Genomic DNA, 19,235 nt, shown 5'->3' with positions numbered 1-19,235 from the left:
CCGAATCGGGGAGATTGAGAATTACAATATAACCATTTAAAAACTCACCCTAAAACTTACATTAGGGGTAATGCCCAGCGAAACACTTTCCACCGTTTCAATCTGGTTCTCATCATTGACCCGATAGTAGCGGTTAAGGCTGTTCTTCCGGTTGGTCATGTTTAGAAGGGAGACTCCCGCATTGGCTTTGATTCCCCGAGATAGGTTAAAACTATAAATGGCCGAGGCATCGGCTCTGAAGTATTCTGGTAGTCGGCTGCTGTTGGGGGATTTATAATTGATTCGGGCTGGGAAAAAGGTGGTATCCAAGGAATCATCTCCCTCTTGAGGTTCCGTGTAGGGCCTTCCGGTACGGTAATTTACCCCAACACTTAGTTTTAGGTTGTTATAGGTGTACGTTCCAGCAAAGGTAATGGTATGTCTTATATCCAGATTATTGGGAAAGTTACGAGGAACAATCGAATCAAAAGTATACTCATTTTTGTTGTAGGCGTAGCTTAACCAAGTGCTGTAACGGTCCCCTCTTTTATTGATGAGAAATTCAATGCCTTTTACATCATAACTGCCAATTTCGCCATTGAACTGATCTTGATTTTGGAAGCCTTGGGTACTGGTACTGATACCGTCCACATTTTTATAAAATCCTTCCAAACCCACATAGAAATTGTTCCGTTCATAGTTGATACCCACCGAGCCTTGTTTACTTTGGGTCACGGGCAGGGTGTCATCATCCGATAAAATCCATCTTCGCTTTTCAATACCCAAAAAATTTTGCTCCAAATCTATTACCTGATTGGTGGTCTGACTCTTAAATTCTCCCAAAACTTCAGCACGTAGATAATTGGCCAATCTAAAGTTTAGGTTGATTCTGGGTTCTACCAAAAATGTATTGAAGGTTTCCAGATTCTCAATAAAATTGAACCGGGCTCCAAATTTCCCAATGAATTTGTTCTCAAAGGAAGTATAGCCAATTTCGGAATATGGAGCGTGAATTCTGATGACGCCCTTAATATCGCTTTCAAACTCAGGTTGTGTGACATTGGTGGTGTTCCTGATTCCGGTCTCAATATATTGAAACCCGTTGGTCCATTGTAGGTTGTCCGAAACTTGATAGCGGGTATTAAGTTTTACGGCTCTTTCATCCACGCTATTTTTCTGGTCCAGTTGTCGCACTTGATTGAAGACACTCTGACCATCCAAATTGTAATTGGAATAGTAGATATTCAAGTGGGATGAAAACTGGTCCATCCATTGACTTTGTAGTTGCACACCGACAGATAAATTGGTTTGTTTCAATAGGCTGATGGAGGTTTCACCATCTGTTATATTATTTTCCACATAACGGAGATTGTTGTTAAGACTGATGGCACTCAACCTAAATTTATGCGCATCATTAATGTCATATAAAAGCTTTCCTGAAAAGTCATAGAAGTAAAAGTCCTCATTCCGGATAATTTCATCGTCAACGGCCATGTTATCTTCATCGGTCACTTCACTGTCTTGAAAGGCACGGTCAAAAAACTTGTTGTAGGTGGGGGTGTTCAAAAAATCTGTTGTGGACCTGCGTGCCGAGAATTGGAGCCCTAGTTTATCACTCAATGGAAGCTGCCCAAAAACATCACCACTGATAAAATTAAATCCGGCGCCACCTTCAAAATATTCAGTTATGCTATTACCGGTTTCCATTTGGATAACACTGCTCACCCCATCCCCAAAATTGGCAGGTGTACCGTTTTTAATCACCGAAATTTTGTCCGTTAAATAGGGATTGAAGGCCGATATCAACCCAAAAAAGTGTCCGGATTGATACATTTTAATACCGTTCCAAAGGATGAGATTTTGGTCGTTTGTGCCACCACGAACATTGATGTCGGATACGGTCTCGTCTATACTTTTAATTCCGGGTAGGGCTTGAACCGTTTGCAGGATGTCTGGTTCAATGAGTCCGGGAAGAATTCCAAACTCAGCAGTGTTCATAGTGATACTTGCATCGGTCTCTTTAATAAGTCCGGTGGTCAGGAATTTGTATACAATAACTTCATCCAGTTGCTCGTAATGCTGGGCCATCAATATTTTGGGGCACCCACCTTGTTTTAACAGATTTTCAACAGAAATGTATTTGGTGAGGTAGCCCAAGTAGCGGACTTTCAACGAAGCATCTCTTGGGACATCTGTTAGCGTAAAATTTCCGTTGGCATCCGTGGTTTGAGCATTTGTGGTGCCCAAAACCTCCACAGTGGCTCCAGGAATTGTGTTTTCGGCAAAATTATCCAGCACTGCTCCGCAGAGGGTTACTGAGCGCAGTTTTGCCAGCGTATAATAACGGTCGCTTAGCTTGTTGACTTCAATCTGATATTGGTTTTCAATGTATTGGAGGATATCTTCCAGTGAGGCCAGATTTTTGGGAATGGTCATGGGAATATCATCCAAATCTTCGTTGAGGTATGAAAATTTGACATTAAAGCGCTCTTCCAAGGTTTTTATATATGGAACAAGACCTATGGGTTCCTGCTGTTTTTCTTGAGCATAATTGAAAAAGAAGAACAGTAAAAAAACCAAAAAGTGGCCAACTTGGCTATTGCGACGTATTTCCAGCATAGAAAAGTACATTATCACCCTCAACTGTATAGTTAATGTGAGATGGGGCACTTATACTTTTTAACGCCATATCGAGGTCTGTGTTGCTAAAGGTACCGGTAAAAAGTAAATTGGTGTCTACATTTTCGGTTTTTACCTTGATGTTGTACTGTCTTTCCAGTTCATTGAAGACATATTGAAGAGGGATGCGCTCGAAATTACTTTCATTGTTCATCCAAGTGGGTTGACTGCCATTGGGTTTGGAAGTGTCGATAACTTTTCCATTGATTACCATGAACGAAGTACCTGCAGGCAATTTGGTTTCCGTATTGTTATGGGTTACGCTCACCAATCCTTCGTAACAAGTAACCTCAAAGAAATTTTTCCTGTTTTCTACATTGAACTGGGTGCCCAAAACGGCTACCGTACCGTGTTCGGTTTCTACCGTGAATTTTTTTCCTTTGGCCACTTTAAAGAAAGCTTCACCTTTAAGGTTTACGTTTCGTTTTTTGTCCCAATTCTTTTTACTGAAAGTTACCTCGGAATCGGCATTAAGGAAAATTTCGGAATCATCGGGCAGAGTAACTTCGGAACGTTCTGCAAACTGGGTGGTTATGTTCTCGTTCAAGGTATTCAGGTAAAAATAGGAACCAACAACAAGTACGGCAATAGCAGCGGCAACACGAAGGAACTTTTTGAAAGGACTTAATGTAATGACTTTAGGGGATTGCCCCATGTGTATCTCTTTAAACCGCTCCAAACTTTGGTCCACATTGAACTCAGGGGCCTCCAAAGTATTGGAAACCTTTTTGAGTTTTTCATAGGAAGCATACTCTTCGGAATTTTTAAATTCCGCAAGTTCCTCCTCAGAAAACTCTCCATTGAGCCATTTTGCCAAGTAATTTTCTTGCATGATTTCTATGCTTTACTTTCTTATAACAACTATGGTATAAAATACCCTACTTTTTTAATTTACATGTTCAATTAACAGTAATAAATGAATCCGATCTGATAAGTTTTTGCACTTATTGTAAATTGTTCATTGCTAATTGTCCTATATTCCATCAATCTGCTCCCGTAAGCTTTTTAGGGCCAAATGCATCCGTTTTTCAATGGCCTTTACACTAACACCTTCCATCTCTGCAATTTCAGCATATTTTTTTCCGTCAATCCTGTTGAGCAAGAATGTGGTCCGTTGGTTTTCCGGTAATGCATTCAGAGCATTGTCCAACTTTTCCTTGTATTCCTGTTCTTCCATCAAAAACTCTGGGGAAAGATTTGAAGAATGATCATCAACACTATTGGCATATTTTAAGCGTACTTTTTCCGCTTTGATTACATTAAGATATAGATTGTTGGCCACAGTGTACACAAACGACTTCGCTTTTTCTGGGCTTACCTTGGCACAATTTTCCCAAAGCTTCACAAAAGCTTCTTGTACAGCATCATTGGCCTTCTCCTCATTGCCAAATTTGTAATATATGTAGTTAAAAACCGTTTTGGAATGGGCCTTGAATATGGAACTGAAGACCTGATCTTCACATACGTTGCTCATGGAAAAGAATTTGTTTCCTCATCAAAGATATTTGAAAAAAATTAAGATTTGGTAGGGTTTTTTTTAACACGGTTGTTTTAGAATTGAATTGTAACCCCAAAATTCAAATTGTTATGAAAAAGTTGATCAACAACTTATTGTATGTAGGGCTAGCGCTTTTGGCCCTTAATTTCACCTCTTGCCAAGACGAGTTCGAAGAAGTGGGAGGTACTGATGAACAAGAAACTATTCAAGCTAACTCTTCTGTAGCTACATTAATTAAGGAAACCTCTTCCAAAGATGGTTCCTATGACAACATTGTAGATGGTGCCAGCTGTTTTGCGGTGCGATTTCCCTACACTGTTGAGGTTAATGGTATCGAGATTACATTGGATTCCAAAGAAGATTTGCACGCCATCGAAGAAATTTTTGATGAAGTGGATGACGATGAGGACATCTTAGATATTTTCTTTCCCATTACCATTACCTTGCCCGATTTTTCCGAAATCGTAATTGAAAACAAAGAACAACTGCTCGAAAAAGCTGAGGAATGTTTTGAAGGTGGCAGTGATGATGACATTGAATGTATAGACTTTGTCTACCCCATCACACTTTTCACTTTTGATATCAACGCCCAGCAGTCTGGAGAAGTAAAGATTGAGAGCGATGAGCAAATGAGAAGGTTCTTTGCGGAATTGGATGAAAACGATCTTATCAGCATAGAGTTTCCGCTGACCCTTAAAAAATATGATGGTACTGAAATTGTTGTTCAGAACAACGCTTCATTGGCTGCAGCCTTAAGTAACGCCAAGGATATGTGCGATGAAGATGATGATGACGATTATAATGATGATGATTTCACCAAAGAACGCTTGGATGCCCTTTTGGTTGAGTGTCCATGGGAAGTTCGCGAGATGTATCGTGAAAATGTAAATCAGACCGATCAGTACTTGGAGTATCTTATGACTTTCAAAGAAGATGGAAGTGTAACGGTGAATGACCGTATCGGTAATACCATTAATGGAACCTGGAGCACTACTGCAACAAACGAGGGTGTTCTGGTTGAGTTGGACTTTGAATTCTTGGTCGACTTTAACTTGGAATGGGTCGTTTACGAGTTGGATGACGACAAAATCAAATTCTATAACGACAATGGCAATAAGATTATCCTAAAACAACGGTGCGATACCACTCCTGGCGAAGAACCAAACCCCAATATCTTGAGGGAACTCCTTGGAGAATGCGAGTGGATCATAAAAAAAGTTACCAATCAAGGTGAGGAGATTGAAAGGCTTTTAGGCTACGAGTTTAAGTTCATGGCAGAAGGTATGGTAACTTTGAGCAACGGTGTCAATACTTCCGAAGGAACATGGGAGATTGGACTAAACAGCCAAATGGTATTGTCCCTAATGATTAATATTGGCGATGAAGAAGGCGTAAGTTTTGAGTGGCCTGTGCGTGATCTGACCAACTCAAGACTGAAATTTGAGATTGACGAAACCGATTACGAATTGGTACTTCTAAAAGTGTGTGATGACAGTGCCGATGACGGCGACATTACCGAAATTAGAAACATAATGATGGGTGGAGCATGGAATGTTGCCCTTTGCACCGAAGGAGAAGTGGACATAACCTCAGAATTCACAGGATTGGATTTCAATTTCTCCACGATGCACCAAGTTGAAGTTTCCCTATTGGGTAATGTAACGGCAGAAGGTCTATGGAGAATTCTAAGGGATTCTGAAGAAGGACTAAAGTGCTACCTCAACTTTGATAGCGCAGATATTTTAGGAGAATTAACCGAGGATTGGAAAATAATTTCGGTAACCGCTACTCGAATAGAATTGAAGAACGAGAGTGGAGATGGAACCCTTAAGACCTTAGTGTTCGAGAAACCATAACAAATTTTCCCCAATCTTTTTGATTTGAGAAGGACGGCTCTCCCCAAAGCCGTCCTTTTCTTTGTTATTATTCTTAACTTTGTCCTCCTTTTAAAATAAAGAGCACCTATGTTCGATAATTTAAGCGAAAAACTGGATAAGGCACTCCATTCCCTCAAAGGGCATGGACAGATAACAGAAATCAATGTTGCGGAAACCCTTAAAGAAGTTCGAAGAGCGTTACTGGATGCCGATGTCAATTTTAAGATTGCCAAGGAATTCACCAATAAAGTAAAGGAAAAGGCGCTTGGTCAGAACGTATTGACCACTTTGCAACCAGGCCAGCTCATGGTCAAAATTGTAAAGGATGAGTTGACGGAACTCATGGGAGGCGAAACCGAAGGTATTGACCTTTCTGGAAATCCATCGGTAATTCTCATGTCCGGTCTACAAGGTTCAGGTAAAACCACTTTTTCGGGAAAACTGGCCAATTTCCTTCAAAATAAAAAGAGCAAGAAACCACTTTTGGTGGCTTGTGATGTCTACCGTCCCGCTGCGATTGACCAGTTGCACGTAGTTGGTGAACAAATTGGGGTCGAGGTGTATTCGGATAGGGAGAACAATGACCCAGTTGCCATAGCCAAAGCAGGGATAAAACATGCCAAAAGTTTAGGTTGCAACGTAGTGATTATCGATACCGCTGGTCGTTTGGCTGTGGATGAGCAGATGATGACCGAGATTGCCAATATCCATAAAGCGATTGAACCGCAAGAAACCCTATTTGTGGTGGATGCCATGACCGGTCAGGATGCGGTAAATACGGCAAAGGCCTTTAACGATGTCCTTAATTTTGATGGGGTCATCCTCACCAAATTGGATGGTGATACCCGTGGTGGTGCGGCCATTTCCATTAAATCTGTGGTGGACAAACCCATTAAGTTCATCGGTACCGGTGAAAAAATGGAAGCCATTGATGTGTTCCACCCTTCCCGAATGGCCGACCGTATTTTGGGGATGGGGGATGTGGTTTCCTTGGTTGAACGAGCCCAAGAGCAGTTTGATGAAGAACAAGCCCGAAAAATCCAAAAGAAAATTGCCAAGAACAAGTTTGGATTTGATGATTTCTTGAGTCAAATACAACAGATTAAGAAAATGGGGAACATGAAGGACCTCATGGGCATGATTCCCGGTGCGGGAAAAGCATTGAAAGGCTTGGATATTGATGATGATGCCTTTAAGCATATCGAGGCCATCATTCACTCCATGACTCCCGATGAGCGATCTACCCCCTCCAAATTAAATGCAAGCCGTAAAAAACGAATCGCCGCTGGTAGCGGAACTTCCATCCAAGAAGTGAACCAACTTTTAAAGCAGTTCGATCAAATGAGCAAAATGATGAAGATGATGCAAGGCGGTGGCGGCAAAAAGATGATGCAGATGATGCAGAATATGAGATAATTTTAGTCAGTAGTCAGTAGTCAGTAGTCAGTAGTCAGTAGTCAGTAGTCAGTAGTCAGAAGTCAGAAGTCAGAAGTCAGTAGTCAGTAGTCGGAGAGCTATAACCAAAACCAAATACAAGACCATGGAAATCCTTGACGGGAAAAAAATATCCAACCAAATCAAAGAAGAAATCACCGTTGAGGTGGCCCAAATGAAGGAACGGGGTGAAAAAGTTCCCCATTTGGCCGCAGTTCTGGTGGGCAATGACGGTGCCAGTCTCACCTATGTGGGCAGCAAGGTGCGTTCCTGCAAAAAAATTGGTTTTGAATCCACTTTGATTCACCTTCCCGAAGAAACCACAGAAGAAGAATTGTTGCAACATGTGGCCGACCTCAATGCCAATCAAGATATTGATGGGTATATTGTGCAATTGCCGTTGCCCAAACATATCAATGAAGAAAAAGTGCTCATGGCCGTAGACCCCGATAAGGATGTAGATGGTTTTCACCCCACTAACTTCGGAAAAATGGCCTTGGAGATGGAATCCTTTATTTCAGCAACACCCTTTGGCATTATGGAACTATTGCGTCGCTATAATGTGGAAGCCGAAGGAAAACATACCGTTGTCATTGGAAGAAGCCATATTGTGGGAAGACCCATCAGCATTTTAATGAGTCAAAAAGGAAAAGCGGCTAATTCCACCGTAACCCTAACCCATAGCCGAACCAAGGATATAGCATCAATTACCCGCCAGGCGGATATTGTGATATCCGCATTGGGCGTTCCCAACTTCTTAAAGGATGATATGGTCAAAGAGGGGGTGGTCATCATTGATGTGGGCATTACCCGAGTACCCGATGCATCACGGGAAAGAGGCTATTACATCACCGGGGATGTGGATTTTGATAAGGTCAGTAAAAAGGCCTCCTACATAACGCCGGTGCCAGGAGGAGTAGGCCCAATGACCATTGCTATGTTGTTGAAAAATACCCTGCTGGCAAGAGAAAGGCACCAAGCTAAAAAAGCTTAATCCTGGTTTTCATCCGCTTGGGTTCCCATCAGAAGAACCTCTTCCTCATCATTGGGAGCTAGGTAATCAAGATCATTATCGCCTTCGTCATTGGTGCAACTGGTTACGGCCAAGGATGAAACCAATACCGTAATCAATAGTAGAATAATCTTCATAATAGTACGATTTGGGGGGCACTATTGCCTGTTCAACTTCTTATATAACGTTTTAGGGGTGTTGTTCTTGTTTTTTACCCCAAATATTCGATAACTTGCTTTACTGTGAATTCGGGATAAGCCTATACTTAAGTCTTGGTTTTTAGAAGTTTGAATAATCTGTCGGGTCGAGCGCAGTAGAAACCTAAATGAAAAGTGCAAGCTTTAAGGCTTCTCAACTGCGTGGGAAGTAACATATCCATTCTCCGGGCACACAGTAAAGGTTTGGCCATAGACTGAGCTACTTTGCAAATAATTGTTCCATATCCTTGAACGCTTTGAATTCAAGTGCGTTTCCGGCCGGATCTAAAAAAAACATGGTGGCTTGTTCCCCCGGCTCACCCTTAAATCGGATGTAGGGTGCAATCACAAAATCAATCCCTTTTTCTTCCATTTTTTTGGAAAACGATTGAAAGGTATCCCACTCCAAAACAACGCCATAGTGGGGGACGGGCACATTCTTTCCGTCGACTGGATTGGTGTGCAAACCTTCTTCAGATTTAGGTTTGTAGTGAATCACCAATTGATGTCCAAAGAAATTGAAATCTACCCAATGGTCACTGCTTCGCCCTTCCTCGCATTCCAAAACATCACAATAGAAAACTCGACATTCATCCAAATTATGAACGGGAATGGCAACATGAAAAGGAGTAATATTTGGCATAATTGAGTTTTTAGGAAAGTTAGGGCAATTTTTTTTAAGCTTCCAAAAAAGTGATGATTTGATTGTTCACATCTTCCTGATGCATGGAATGGCCCAACCCCTCCGTAGTGACCAGTTGACTCCCTTTCCATTTTTTATGCACTGCTACCGAAGCATGATAGGGTGTAATGGCATCAAAACGATCGTGAAAGAGAAGCCCTTTTTTACTATTGGTTTCAGCAAATTTTGAAGTGGAAAAATCATGGATTTTAAACCCAAACCGATCCTGAACATACTTATCCAAAACCTTCATCACCCCATCATTGAATCGTAATAGATCTTGGTAGTGTTGCATGATCTCATGAAACTCTGATGGTGATCCGATAAGAATCATTTTTTCCACATCAGGATTTGGGTTGGTGAATTCGTTGTACATCAAAGTCATACCCCCAACAGAATGTCCAATAAGATGCCTTGGGTTAAACTTCTCTATCATATGGCGCAAGGTTTTTTCGTATAAAGGAACATGTAAATATTTCCCAGAGGAATATCCATGGGCCGGAGCATCGAAGGCAAAAATGTTAAAATTGGCCTCGCGTAACTTTTTTATAAGGTTGCGCCACCGGAATGTGTTGCTTTCCCAACCATGTACCAATAACACGGTATCCTTGCCACCTTTCCAGTGGTAGGTCTGAATTTTCAGGTTGCCAACGTATTCTAGGGAATGTTTGGCTTCCTCTAAATAATCCACTTGTTGGGGTTGTACACGGCCTTTCCGAACCGTACAAAACAAATGAAATGCCTTATTGGCTGCTTTTTTTGGGGCGATGATTGTATAAAGATTAAAATATTGGCCATAGGCCAAAGGAATTATTTTTGCTAGGAGTTTTTTCATACGGTTACTTTTTGTAACTTACTCTTTAATAGTTACTAAAAGTACATATTCATTTTAGAACAAAAAAGAAGTCACCTCAACAAAACTAAGTAAGCGTATGGAAACTGTTGCTGAAAATCAAGAAGTTGGAACCGTCAAAAAATTGGAAAAAATGTTTGGGCATATCGATTTCAGGAACCCGCCCGAACTTTGCCCCGTGCGTGATGTCATGTCTGTGGCCTCTGACCAATGGAGTATCCTTATTATTCTTTGGTTGGCCTACTTCCCAGTACTTCGGTTCAACAAGCTTAAAAAGTATGTGTACGGAATCTCAAATAAAGTATTGAGCCAACGGTTAAAAGTATTGGAAGCAGATGGCTATATTTCCAGAACAGCATATCCTGAAGTCCCCATTCGGGTGGAATACAGTCTTACCGAATTTGGACAATCCTATGTGGAAAAGTTATTGGAGCTGACCGAATGGATGCAGGCCAATAGCCCAAAAGTACTGGCAAATCGGGAAAAATATGGACTGTTTTAATCTCGAATCTGATTCCAGATATCCAGATACATTTTCCAATTATCGTTCTCTTTTTTCCAAACCACCACATATTTTCCTTTCCAGTTGTCAACGGAACCCTCCTTATTTTCCGATTTTCCCTCAAAGTATCCATAATCGTGGGCATAGTCTCCAAGAAAGGTAATTTCTTCAGGGAGTATCTTATGATGCAATATTTTGGTCCCAGCCCCCATCATCCATCGTTCTTTAATAGCTTCTCGGCCGGATATGATATCCGCATTATTAGGAAAAATTTTGGCATCCTCAGTGTAGCTGTTGGCCATGCTTTCAAAATCACCATTTATATAGGCTTTTGAAAATGTTTTTGTCGCTGTTATGATTTTAGCCTTTTCCACCTCATTGCCATGGTTGACTTTTCCGTTGGTACAATCTATTTTCCAAGTTGGAAAAACAACGGATTCCGTTTTATCCACCCATTCCCCAATCCATTTAAACCCTGAATCGGCAATGTCGTAAAAAGTGAGTCTATAAAACCCGTCTGTTCCATTGGGAGCTTTTTGTTCCCTGTAAAGCACAATTTTTCCATCTTTTGTCTTATTGCCTTCCCACGAGGGTAAGGTGGTTGAAACTCTTGGAAAACTATAGTAGTGCACATACCATCTTGTGCTGTCTGGAATAAATTGACGGATGCTGCCGGAATACGTGCCATCTTCTTTCAGTGTCTCATCCTGAATGCCCATTCCGTTCATAATATACTTGAAACGCCAAATCATATTCACAGGCTCGGCCCAGGTTTGATCCGCTTTTCTAGCTTGGGATGTACAATTGCATTCTCCTATTAAGGGAGCAAAGTCTAAAAGTTCAGTAGGGGCCTTTGGGTTGGGCAGACCATACGGGTGTTCCACAGAAGGCTCAAAATCATATTGCGACCAGAGTGCAGCGGGAAGCAGGCAAAAAATAAACAACAGGTTTTTCATTGGTTTGGCTTTGGACTATAAAATAACCAATTGATAGAGTCTTATGCTCCTGTTTAGCAATAAATTAACAAGTTATTCCCACCCCAACATCAGGTACTTTATTTTGGCTTCATCCGGGATTTGCACTGCTTCAATATTGGATGAAGAAAAACGAAGATTGGATGGCAATTCTTCCTTGTCAATGGTAAAATAGAGGTTACTTTCCTTTGGAAAAACCACAATACTGCTAATGGTCGTCACTATTTTCTTAATGGCATACTGCTTTTGAATGTCCTTAAAGGTGCTTTGTAGTCCTATGCCTTTATCCGTTTTATAACGTTTGTCCAGAACCCTAACATTTTCAATGGTGGGGATGCTGTCCGTACTGGGTGTCAAGGTCAATAGATGTTTTCCTCCTTTCTCAAAAACTTCAATCTTTTTTGATGAATTTCCAATGCTAAGATTTGCAGTGTCCTTTACAACAGAATCATTGGCAAAGAGTGTTTCCAGTTCTGAAACGGGGGATGATTTTAAAAGGGGACCCACACTATCTTCAGTGATGCGATAGGGCGTGTCTTTTTCACAGGATTGTACAAAAGCCAACGTGCAGGCTAGCAGTAGTAGGGCAGTTTTATTTCTCATTAAATTATCGAATCACTTTTTTTAATACCCCAAGCACACCTCTAATAAAGGTTGCGCTGGTGAGCACCTTGACCACGGGGTTCATTCGGGTGCTTCTTCTTGTGGATGTTGATCTTCGGGAGGAGGTTTGTTCCTTCTCCTTTTCAGCTTCTTTCTCGGCCTTTTCAATTTTTTCATTAAGGATTTCGTAGGCACTTTCCCGGTCGATATCCTCATTGTATTTTTTAATCAACTTCGATTTTCCCAGGGTTTCTTTAAGCTCTTCTTCGGAAAGGATGTCCATTCGGCTCATGGGTGCCCGCATCATGGTGGCGGCCAGCGGAGTGGGCCGTCCTTTTTCATCCAATGCAGAAATCAGCGCCTCTCCGGTTCCCAAGGATGTGAGAATTTCAGCCGTATCGTAAAATTCTGTAATGGGATAGTTTTGCGCGGTTAGTTTGATGGCTTTTCGGTCTTTGGCCGTAAATGCCCTAAGGGCATGTTGTACCTTCAATCCCAATTGGGCCAACACGTCATCGGGAACATCGGTTGGGTTTTGAGTCACAAAATAGAGACCGATTCCCTTGGAACGAATAAGTTTTACAATACTTTCAATCTGGTCCAGCAAGGCTTTGGATGCATTGTCAAAAATTAAATGGGCCTCATCAATAAAAAGGACCAATTCAGGTCGCTCACTATCGCCTTGCTCTGGAAAAGTGGCATAAATTTCGGCCAATAAACTCAACATAAAGGTTGAAAAAAGTTTGGGCCGGTCTTGTATGTCCGTCAACCGGATGATGTTCACATACCCTCTTCCATTTTCATCAATCCGAACCAAATCCTCTACATCAAAAGATTTTTCGCCAAAGAAAAGTTCGGCGCCCTGTTGCTCCAGTTCAATGATTTTTCGCAGAATAGTACCCGTTGAGCTGGTGGAAATACGCCCGTAGGCCTTTTGGAACTCTTCTTTGCCCTCTCCAGTGGCATATTGGAGCACTTTTTTGAAATCTTTTAGGTCAAGCAACGGAAGTTTGTTGTCATCGCAATATTTAAAGACAACGGCAACAATGCCTTCTTGCGTAACAGAAAGGTCTAGGATTCGCGATAACAATACAGGGCCAAATTCAGAGACGGTGGCCCTTAGGCGTACCCCATCTTGTTCTGAAAGGGACAAAATCTCCACCGGAAAACCTTTGGCTTCAAAAGGGAGTCCTATTTTTTCATGCCGTTCATCAATTTTTGGGTGGCCTGGACTGGGTTGGGCAATCCCGCTAAGGTCGCCTTTAAGGTCCATCAACAGCACCGGAATTCCCTTTTCCGATAGATTTTCGGCCAAAACCTGAAGGGTCTTGGTTTTTCCAGTTCCCGTGGCACCCGCAATCAAGCCATGTCGATTTAGGGTTTTTAGGGGAACCTTCACGTAGGCATTGGTTATGGTCTCACCATCCAACATTCCGGCACCCATAACAATAAAGTCACCTTTGGTGGTGTAGCCTTGTTCTATGTGTTCAAAGAATTTTTCTTTGTTGCCCATCCCATTCAATTTCCGATAAAAATAGGGTAATTTTAAGCAAATCTAAAAAACCCTGTCATGAAACCTTTTCAATTTATTTTACTAGTTGCTTTCATTTTGGGAACAACAGTGTCCATCCATGCCCAAGACGAAACCGAGCTTATTTTTCATAAATCGCACGAGGCCAAAAAGCAGGGCGCTCCCTTTAGTGATGCCGTTCAAGCTGGGAATTTGTTTTTTTTGGCTGGGCAAATAGGAATGGACCACACCACCCGGACTTTGGTTGAAGGCGGTATTGAAGCAGAAACTGAACAGGCGATAAAAAACATTCAGGAAGTGCTGAAACAGCACGATATGGATTTGGGAAATGTGGTAAAGTGCACGGTAATTTTAAGTACTATGGACGATTTTGCCAACTTCAATAAAATCTACACCCAATATTTTACCCAAAAGCCTGCCCGAACCACTTTTGCCGCCAGTGGGTTGGCAAGGAATGCGAAAGTTGAGATTGAGGCTTTGGCCGTAAAGTAATAGGCTATGCCTATCGAGTATTATAACACATTTGACTGGTATAGTTGGAACCTTTGGCTTACTTTGTCATCTTAGGCAGAGAACCAAGGAAAGAATGGGTAAAATAAAACAAATTCATGATTTGATCCACAGGGCAATATGGCCTAAACTATGTGGTTTTTTGTTTTTTTTATGGGCGATAAGTATTTCTGCTCAAAATAACAGTGCACCTGAGGTAACGGCAAATGGTGATCAAACCTACTGCCCACAGACTACCGTTCCAGTGGCCACTTCATTCAACATTATAGATGTGGATGATACGGAAGTTGAATCTTTTCACATTCAAATTTCTACGGGTTACGAAAGAGGAGAGGACATACTCCGATTGGAAAACAATCATCCTATGGTAACCACAACATGGAACAGTTTAGAGGGAAAATTGACCTTTAAAGGTCCATCGGGAGGTCCGGTTGCCTATACCGATTTAATAGGGGCGGTCAATGATGTAGTTTTTGAAAGTACATCAGAATCACCGGCTGAGGAAAAGTTTTTCTCTTTTACCATTGGAAGTGCCAATTACTTGCCGGAAACGCAACATTATTACGAGTATGTGCCCAATCTTGGAATTCGTTGGGATGATGCAAGAATAGCCGCCGAGAACAGAACTTTTTTTGGACTACAAGGGTATTTGGCCACCATTACCTCTGAGGCTGAGGCTCAGCTTACAGGTGAACAAGCTGCTGGAACGGGATGGATAGGTGGGTCGGACGAGCAGGCTGAAGGAACATGGAAATGGGTTACGGGTCCTGAAGCAGGACTTATATTTTGGAATGGAAATGTTACGGGTAGCAGTCCAAACTTTGCCTTTTGGAACAACCAAGAACCTAACAACTTGAACGGTGAAACGGGTTCGGGGGAAGATTATGCCCATATAACCGCTCCGGGGGTGGGAATTGCAGGGTCTTGGAATGATTTGCCTATGGAGGGTAATTCAACAGGCGACTATCAGCCCAAAGGGTACATTGTGGAATATGGTGGACTGCCTGGAGATCCTATTTTGACATTATCTGCCAGCACCAAATTAACCACGCCCAAAATTTCTCAAGTTTCTTCTGGTAGCATTTGCGGTCCCGGAATGGTTACCTTGGAAGCCCAATCAACACGTGGGGATATAGTTTGGTTTGATGTGGCAACGGGAGGAACCCCTTTATTCACTGGAAGTACTTTTCGAACACCTTCGCTGACAAATACCACCACTTTTTATGCCATGGCATCCTATAATGGTTGTCTTACGGGTGATCGAATCGCGGTTGAGGCTGAGGTAAAGCTACAGCCGCTGGTCAATGACGGATTTATTATTTCCAATTGTGACGAGGATGGCGTGTTGGATGGGTTCACTGATTTCGATTTGACCCAATATCTACATCTCATCAATTTGGATAACGCCGACTTGGACATCACTTTTTACTTGACCGAAAGTGATGCTGAGAACCAAGTGAACGAACAATCTGCAACTTTGTTCAATAACAGCCTTGCCAACGAACTTTATTTTAGAGCCGAGGGCAGTGGCGTGTATTGCCATTCCATTGGTAGACTCTTCTTGAATGTGACCACAACATCCTTTCCGCAAGATTACCTCTATGAGCTTTCAACATGCGATCAAGATACCGCTGATGGAGTTTCTGTCTTTGATCTGAATGAAGCGGAAACCAATTTGTTGGCCCAATTTCCAAGTGGACAAAATCTAACCGTTTCTTTTTATCAAAATAAAGATGATGCCTTTTTGAAACGTAACAGCATTGAAAATGCCACGGCCTACAATAATACGCAAGCGTATTCTGAACTGCTTTATGTGCGGATTGAGGATGAACTATCGGGGACATGCTATGGTGTTGGCCCACATTTGTTGCTTACAGTATATCCCATTCCGTCTTTTGAGGTGGAAGAGAAATATGTTTTTTGTAGTGGTGATGAAGTTCAGGTTACGCCCATCAACACTGATGGAAACTACCAGTACATTTGGTACAATGCCCAGAACGAAGTAATTGGGAATGATATGCAGATTAACATTTCGGAAGTAGGTACTTTCGGTGTGGAAGCAGTTTCGGTAAATGGCTGCCGTTCGGAAAAAATAAGGTTTGAAGTGGGGGAGTCCGGACCTCCGATGCTATCCCCGGAATTTGTGGAGGTGGATAATGTTGGTGAAACGGGAACAATAACCATAATGCATGCGAATGGCGAACTTGGTCTTGGAGATTATGAATTTTCTTTGGATGATCCTTTTGGACCCAAACAAGATGAAGGTTTTTTCAGGGATGTGGAACCAGGAACCCATACCCTTTACGCTCGGGATAAAAATGGTTGTGGAATAGACCAAATGAAGGTTGGCGTAATAGGGGTTTCCAAGTTTTTTACACCTAACAATGATGGCATAAACGATGAAGTAAAGGTATTGGGGATTACAGGTGAATTTTATCGGGAAGGCAACTTTTTGGTCTACGACCGTTATGGGAAACTGCTGGCACAAAGAAATCCCATGCTGGCAGGCTGGAATGGTCTTTACAATGGCAGCCCCCTACCGCCTTCAGATTATTGGTATGTCCTTGAGTTGGTCGATTTTGATGGAACTTTTTATTACAAAAAAGGACACTTCACACTAAAGCAGTAATTAAAACATGAAAAGGCTTAAATAACTAAGTCTTTTCTTTCGCACCCATGATAGCCAACCATAGGCAGGTTCCAATTTCACCAATGCTGGCCGGAATGGTCATGTAGTTTGAAATAAGATAATCGGAATAATCGGGCAACGCCACTCTGCCCAAAAAGTCCAAATAGTAGCCCACACTACCAACCATTAAAAACAGCCCCAGTATTTTGGGCAGAAAACCGGATTTAAAAACCAAATATCCGAAAGGGAAAAGCCATAAGGCCCAAAAGTTTTGGCCAATAAGGTTGCCCTTGTTGAATTGTCTTAAGTAGAACATCACCTGTTCCGCAATGGGCCAAGTTCCTTCTCCAACCCCATCGATCAGCGATAAAACCGCAAACTTGTTCAAGAGTATGCTAAAAAAGATAGGAACCGTAGGTAATGCTAGGGTTACCATGGCTACGGCAAAAGATTTATTTACGGTGTGCAGTAACTTGTATAATACTGGGAGCAATAATAGAAAAGCCGTAAAACTGATGGATTCTGATACTATTCCCAATCGAAAAAGTCTTTCGGAGGCTACGATGTTATCAAGCGTTTGTTGGGGGTTGTCCCATACAAAAAGTTGGGACGGAACGTAAAGTAGGGAGAAAATTCCGCAAAGAACCACGGTGAGGTATAGGAATCCGGCTAGACGGGCTGTAGATTTATTGGTATTCATGTGGAAGTTTTTTGTATGACGATAGAAGAAAAGGTTTGTTACAGCCAATGATTATTTTATAGGAAATAAGTACACTAAGGAATCTTATCTTTGCACCATGGTAAAAGACAATGTTATGGATTTGGTGGACAAGGGCTTGATGCTTCCTTTAATGGAGGAGTTCTACACCATTCAAGGAGAAGGATATCATAAGGGAACCGCAGCTTATTTTATCCGAGTGGGCGGTTGTGATGTGGGGTGTCATTGGTGTGATGTAAAGGAAAGTTGGAACGCAGAGACACATCCACCCACAGCGATTGAAAGTATTGTTGAAAATGCCGCGAAATACTCCGATACCATTGTAATAACCGGGGGAGAACCTCTTACTTGGGATATGGGCCCGTTGACTTCTAACCTAAAGGCCAAAGATTTGCAGATTCATATTGAAACCTCAGGAGCGTATCCGTTGACGGGAACTTGGGATTGGATTTGCCTCTCTCCAAAAAAGAACAAACTTCCCGTAGGAGACATTTATCAAAAAGCACATGAATTGAAGGTAATCGTCTTCAACAAACACGACTTTATTTTTGCCGAAGAGCAAGCAGCCAAAGTGGGTAAGGACTGTATTCTCTATTTACAGCCTGAATGGAGTGTCCGTGATAAAATGGTTCCTCTGATAGTAGATTACGTAATGAAACACCCCAAGTGGAAAGTTTCCTTACAGACACATAAATACTTGAATATCCCGTAGCACTTTGCTAACGACCACCATTGCTCTGAAGGTCCAGCAAACATTCTTCGTCTAAATTAGGGATTGCTGCCAATCCTTTTGAGGCATTGCTTTGCATCATTTTCAGCATGGACCGCCCAAACTGTAGTTCGGCCCGCATAAGGCAGCCTTCCGTTGTGCAATGACTTTCCGCCTCTTGATCTTCATGGTCATTGATTGCCGGGGTGCCCAAGTCCACAAGCCCCATCAAATGGCCCAATTCGTGGTTCAGGGTTGCTGCTTCAACATCGGAAACGGTTATAAAAGAGCTATTTCCTACCAAATCCCTTATCGTTGCTTCATAGATGATCATGGATGTATTTTGATATACAGCCCCTAATGTAACGGCCTCTGCGCCTTCGTCATCAGACTCGGTAGGTGCATCGGCAAAATAAATGTATAGGGCCAATGTGGATCCATCATTGTAAGCAGTTCGGTTTTCGTTTTCCAATTTTACCACTTCATTCAGGGTCAGGGCTTCTTCATTTGGAGAGGGAAGTTGCTTATAGGTTAACGTAATATCTTCCTTAAAGGTTCTTGCCAATAAAAACTTCTCAAAAGTTGCAATGGCTTCAGTAGAGGGGCGGAACCCTTCTACGTAGGCTATTTCTATCAACAAATTATCATAGTTGGAATTGGCCAGTAAGTCCGCTGCCGATGCCCCGGTACCTAAAAGGTTCGCAGACTTATCTATTTTTGCAGAAGGATTGGAATCTGACGACGAATCTTTGGAACAGCCAATAAAAATTGCAATGGCTATCAGGGTGTAAAGGACAATTTTCTTTTTCATAATAATTGATATTACTTTAAACGTTCCATAACTGGAA

Annotated in this window: 18 protein-coding genes; 7 read left to right on the top strand and 11 right to left on the bottom strand. The window is 41.9% G+C overall.

Going from position 1 to position 19,235, the window contains the following annotated elements; translation table 11 throughout:
• Window positions 1–36 precede the first annotated feature (36 nt).
• The 3 genes from AB1A65_RS15245 to AB1A65_RS15235 all read right to left on the bottom strand — a co-directional run bounded on the left by AB1A65_RS15245 (window position 37) and on the right by AB1A65_RS15235 (window position 4,132).
• On the bottom strand, window positions 37–2,598 hold the full coding sequence (locus AB1A65_RS15245; protein ID WP_366590795.1) for a carboxypeptidase-like regulatory domain-containing protein: 2,562 nt from the start codon (window positions 2,596–2,598) through the stop codon (window positions 37–39).
• A complete protein-coding gene (locus AB1A65_RS15240) occupies window positions 2,576–3,490 on the bottom strand; it encodes a FecR family protein (protein WP_366590794.1) in 915 nt (304 codons plus the stop codon). The genes AB1A65_RS15245 and AB1A65_RS15240 overlap by 23 nt, the downstream gene beginning before the upstream one ends.
• A gap of 141 nt (window positions 3,491–3,631) precedes the next feature.
• A complete protein-coding gene (locus AB1A65_RS15235) occupies window positions 3,632–4,132 on the bottom strand; it encodes a sigma-70 family RNA polymerase sigma factor (protein ID WP_366590793.1) in 501 nt (166 codons plus the stop codon).
• 113 nt (window positions 4,133–4,245) lie between these two features.
• On the opposite strand from AB1A65_RS15235, the gene AB1A65_RS15230 reads away from it, so the two are divergent.
• The 3 genes from AB1A65_RS15230 to folD all read left to right on the top strand — a co-directional run bounded on the left by AB1A65_RS15230 (window position 4,246) and on the right by folD (window position 8,461).
• A complete protein-coding gene (locus AB1A65_RS15230) occupies window positions 4,246–6,012 on the top strand; it encodes a hypothetical protein (protein ID WP_366590791.1) in 1,767 nt (588 codons plus the stop codon).
• Between the two features lie 108 nt (window positions 6,013–6,120).
• A complete protein-coding gene (gene ffh / locus AB1A65_RS15225) occupies window positions 6,121–7,449 on the top strand; it encodes a signal recognition particle protein (protein ID WP_366590790.1) in 1,329 nt (442 codons plus the stop codon).
• Between the two features lie 124 nt (window positions 7,450–7,573).
• Window positions 7,574–8,461 (top strand): bifunctional methylenetetrahydrofolate dehydrogenase/methenyltetrahydrofolate cyclohydrolase FolD, encoded by an 888-nt coding sequence (folD, locus tag AB1A65_RS15220; protein ID WP_366590789.1) that lies wholly within the window; start codon window positions 7,574–7,576, stop codon window positions 8,459–8,461.
• Here the strand turns inward: folD and AB1A65_RS15215 are convergent.
• From AB1A65_RS15215 to AB1A65_RS15205, 3 genes are all read right to left on the bottom strand, one after another.
• Entirely contained in the window at window positions 8,458–8,616 is a 159-nt protein-coding gene (locus tag AB1A65_RS15215; RefSeq protein WP_366590788.1) for a hypothetical protein, read from the bottom strand. The genes folD and AB1A65_RS15215 overlap by 4 nt on opposite strands.
• A 280-nt stretch (window positions 8,617–8,896) precedes the next feature.
• Complete coding sequence (locus AB1A65_RS15210) at window positions 8,897–9,319, bottom strand: VOC family protein (RefSeq protein WP_366590787.1); 423 nt, start codon at window positions 9,317–9,319, stop codon at window positions 8,897–8,899.
• A gap of 34 nt (window positions 9,320–9,353) precedes the next feature.
• Window positions 9,354–10,193, bottom strand: a complete 840-nt coding sequence (locus tag AB1A65_RS15205; protein WP_366590786.1) for an alpha/beta hydrolase — start codon at window positions 10,191–10,193, stop codon at window positions 9,354–9,356.
• A 97-nt stretch (window positions 10,194–10,290) separates the two neighbouring features.
• On the opposite strand from AB1A65_RS15205, the gene AB1A65_RS15200 reads away from it, so the two are divergent.
• Window positions 10,291–10,713, top strand: coding sequence for a helix-turn-helix domain-containing protein (locus AB1A65_RS15200; protein WP_366590784.1), 423 nt, complete (start codon window positions 10,291–10,293; stop codon window positions 10,711–10,713).
• Here AB1A65_RS15200 and AB1A65_RS15195 read toward each other — a convergent pair.
• From AB1A65_RS15195 to AB1A65_RS15185, 3 genes are all read right to left on the bottom strand, one after another.
• On the bottom strand, window positions 10,710–11,669 hold the full coding sequence (locus tag AB1A65_RS15195) for a DUF4440 domain-containing protein (protein ID WP_366590783.1): 960 nt from the start codon (window positions 11,667–11,669) through the stop codon (window positions 10,710–10,712). The two genes, AB1A65_RS15200 and AB1A65_RS15195, sit on opposite strands and share 4 nt — an antisense overlap.
• A gap of 72 nt (window positions 11,670–11,741) precedes the next feature.
• Window positions 11,742–12,290: a hypothetical protein gene (locus AB1A65_RS15190; protein WP_366590781.1), complete on the bottom strand. Its 549-nt coding sequence runs from the start codon at window positions 12,288–12,290 to the stop codon at window positions 11,742–11,744.
• Between the two features lie 4 nt (window positions 12,291–12,294).
• On the bottom strand, window positions 12,295–13,803 hold the full coding sequence (locus AB1A65_RS15185; RefSeq protein WP_366590780.1) for a helicase HerA-like domain-containing protein: 1,509 nt from the start codon (window positions 13,801–13,803) through the stop codon (window positions 12,295–12,297).
• Window positions 13,804–13,860: 57 nt separating this feature from the next.
• Between AB1A65_RS15185 and AB1A65_RS15180 the strand changes: the two genes are divergently transcribed.
• Window positions 13,861–14,313: a Rid family detoxifying hydrolase gene (locus AB1A65_RS15180; protein ID WP_366590779.1), complete on the top strand. Its 453-nt coding sequence runs from the start codon at window positions 13,861–13,863 to the stop codon at window positions 14,311–14,313.
• A 160-nt stretch (window positions 14,314–14,473) separates the two neighbouring features.
• Complete coding sequence (locus tag AB1A65_RS15175) at window positions 14,474–16,960, top strand: T9SS type B sorting domain-containing protein (RefSeq protein ID WP_366590778.1); 2,487 nt, start codon at window positions 14,474–14,476, stop codon at window positions 16,958–16,960.
• Between the two features lie 25 nt (window positions 16,961–16,985).
• Here AB1A65_RS15175 and AB1A65_RS15170 read toward each other — a convergent pair whose 3' ends face one another.
• Window positions 16,986–17,660 (bottom strand): DUF4386 domain-containing protein, encoded by a 675-nt coding sequence (locus AB1A65_RS15170; RefSeq protein ID WP_366590777.1) that lies wholly within the window; start codon window positions 17,658–17,660, stop codon window positions 16,986–16,988.
• Between the two features lie 97 nt (window positions 17,661–17,757).
• Between AB1A65_RS15170 and AB1A65_RS15165 the strand changes: the two genes are divergently transcribed.
• Entirely contained in the window at window positions 17,758–18,390 is a 633-nt protein-coding gene (locus tag AB1A65_RS15165; RefSeq protein ID WP_366590775.1) for a 7-carboxy-7-deazaguanine synthase QueE, read from the top strand.
• A 7-nt stretch (window positions 18,391–18,397) separates the two neighbouring features.
• Here AB1A65_RS15165 and AB1A65_RS15160 read toward each other — a convergent pair whose 3' ends face one another.
• The gene (locus AB1A65_RS15160; protein ID WP_366590773.1) at window positions 18,398–19,198 is read right to left on the bottom strand and encodes a hypothetical protein; all 801 of its coding nucleotides are present in this window, start codon (window positions 19,196–19,198) and stop codon (window positions 18,398–18,400) included.
• Between the last annotated feature and the right edge of the window lie 37 nt (window positions 19,199–19,235).

This window comes from Allomuricauda sp. ANG21, from assembly GCF_040705235.1.
GTDB lineage: Bacteria > Bacteroidota > Bacteroidia > Flavobacteriales > Flavobacteriaceae > Flagellimonas > Flagellimonas marina.
The sequence above is the reverse complement of the archived record's forward strand: the minus strand, read 5'-3'. Positions and strand labels throughout refer to the sequence as shown.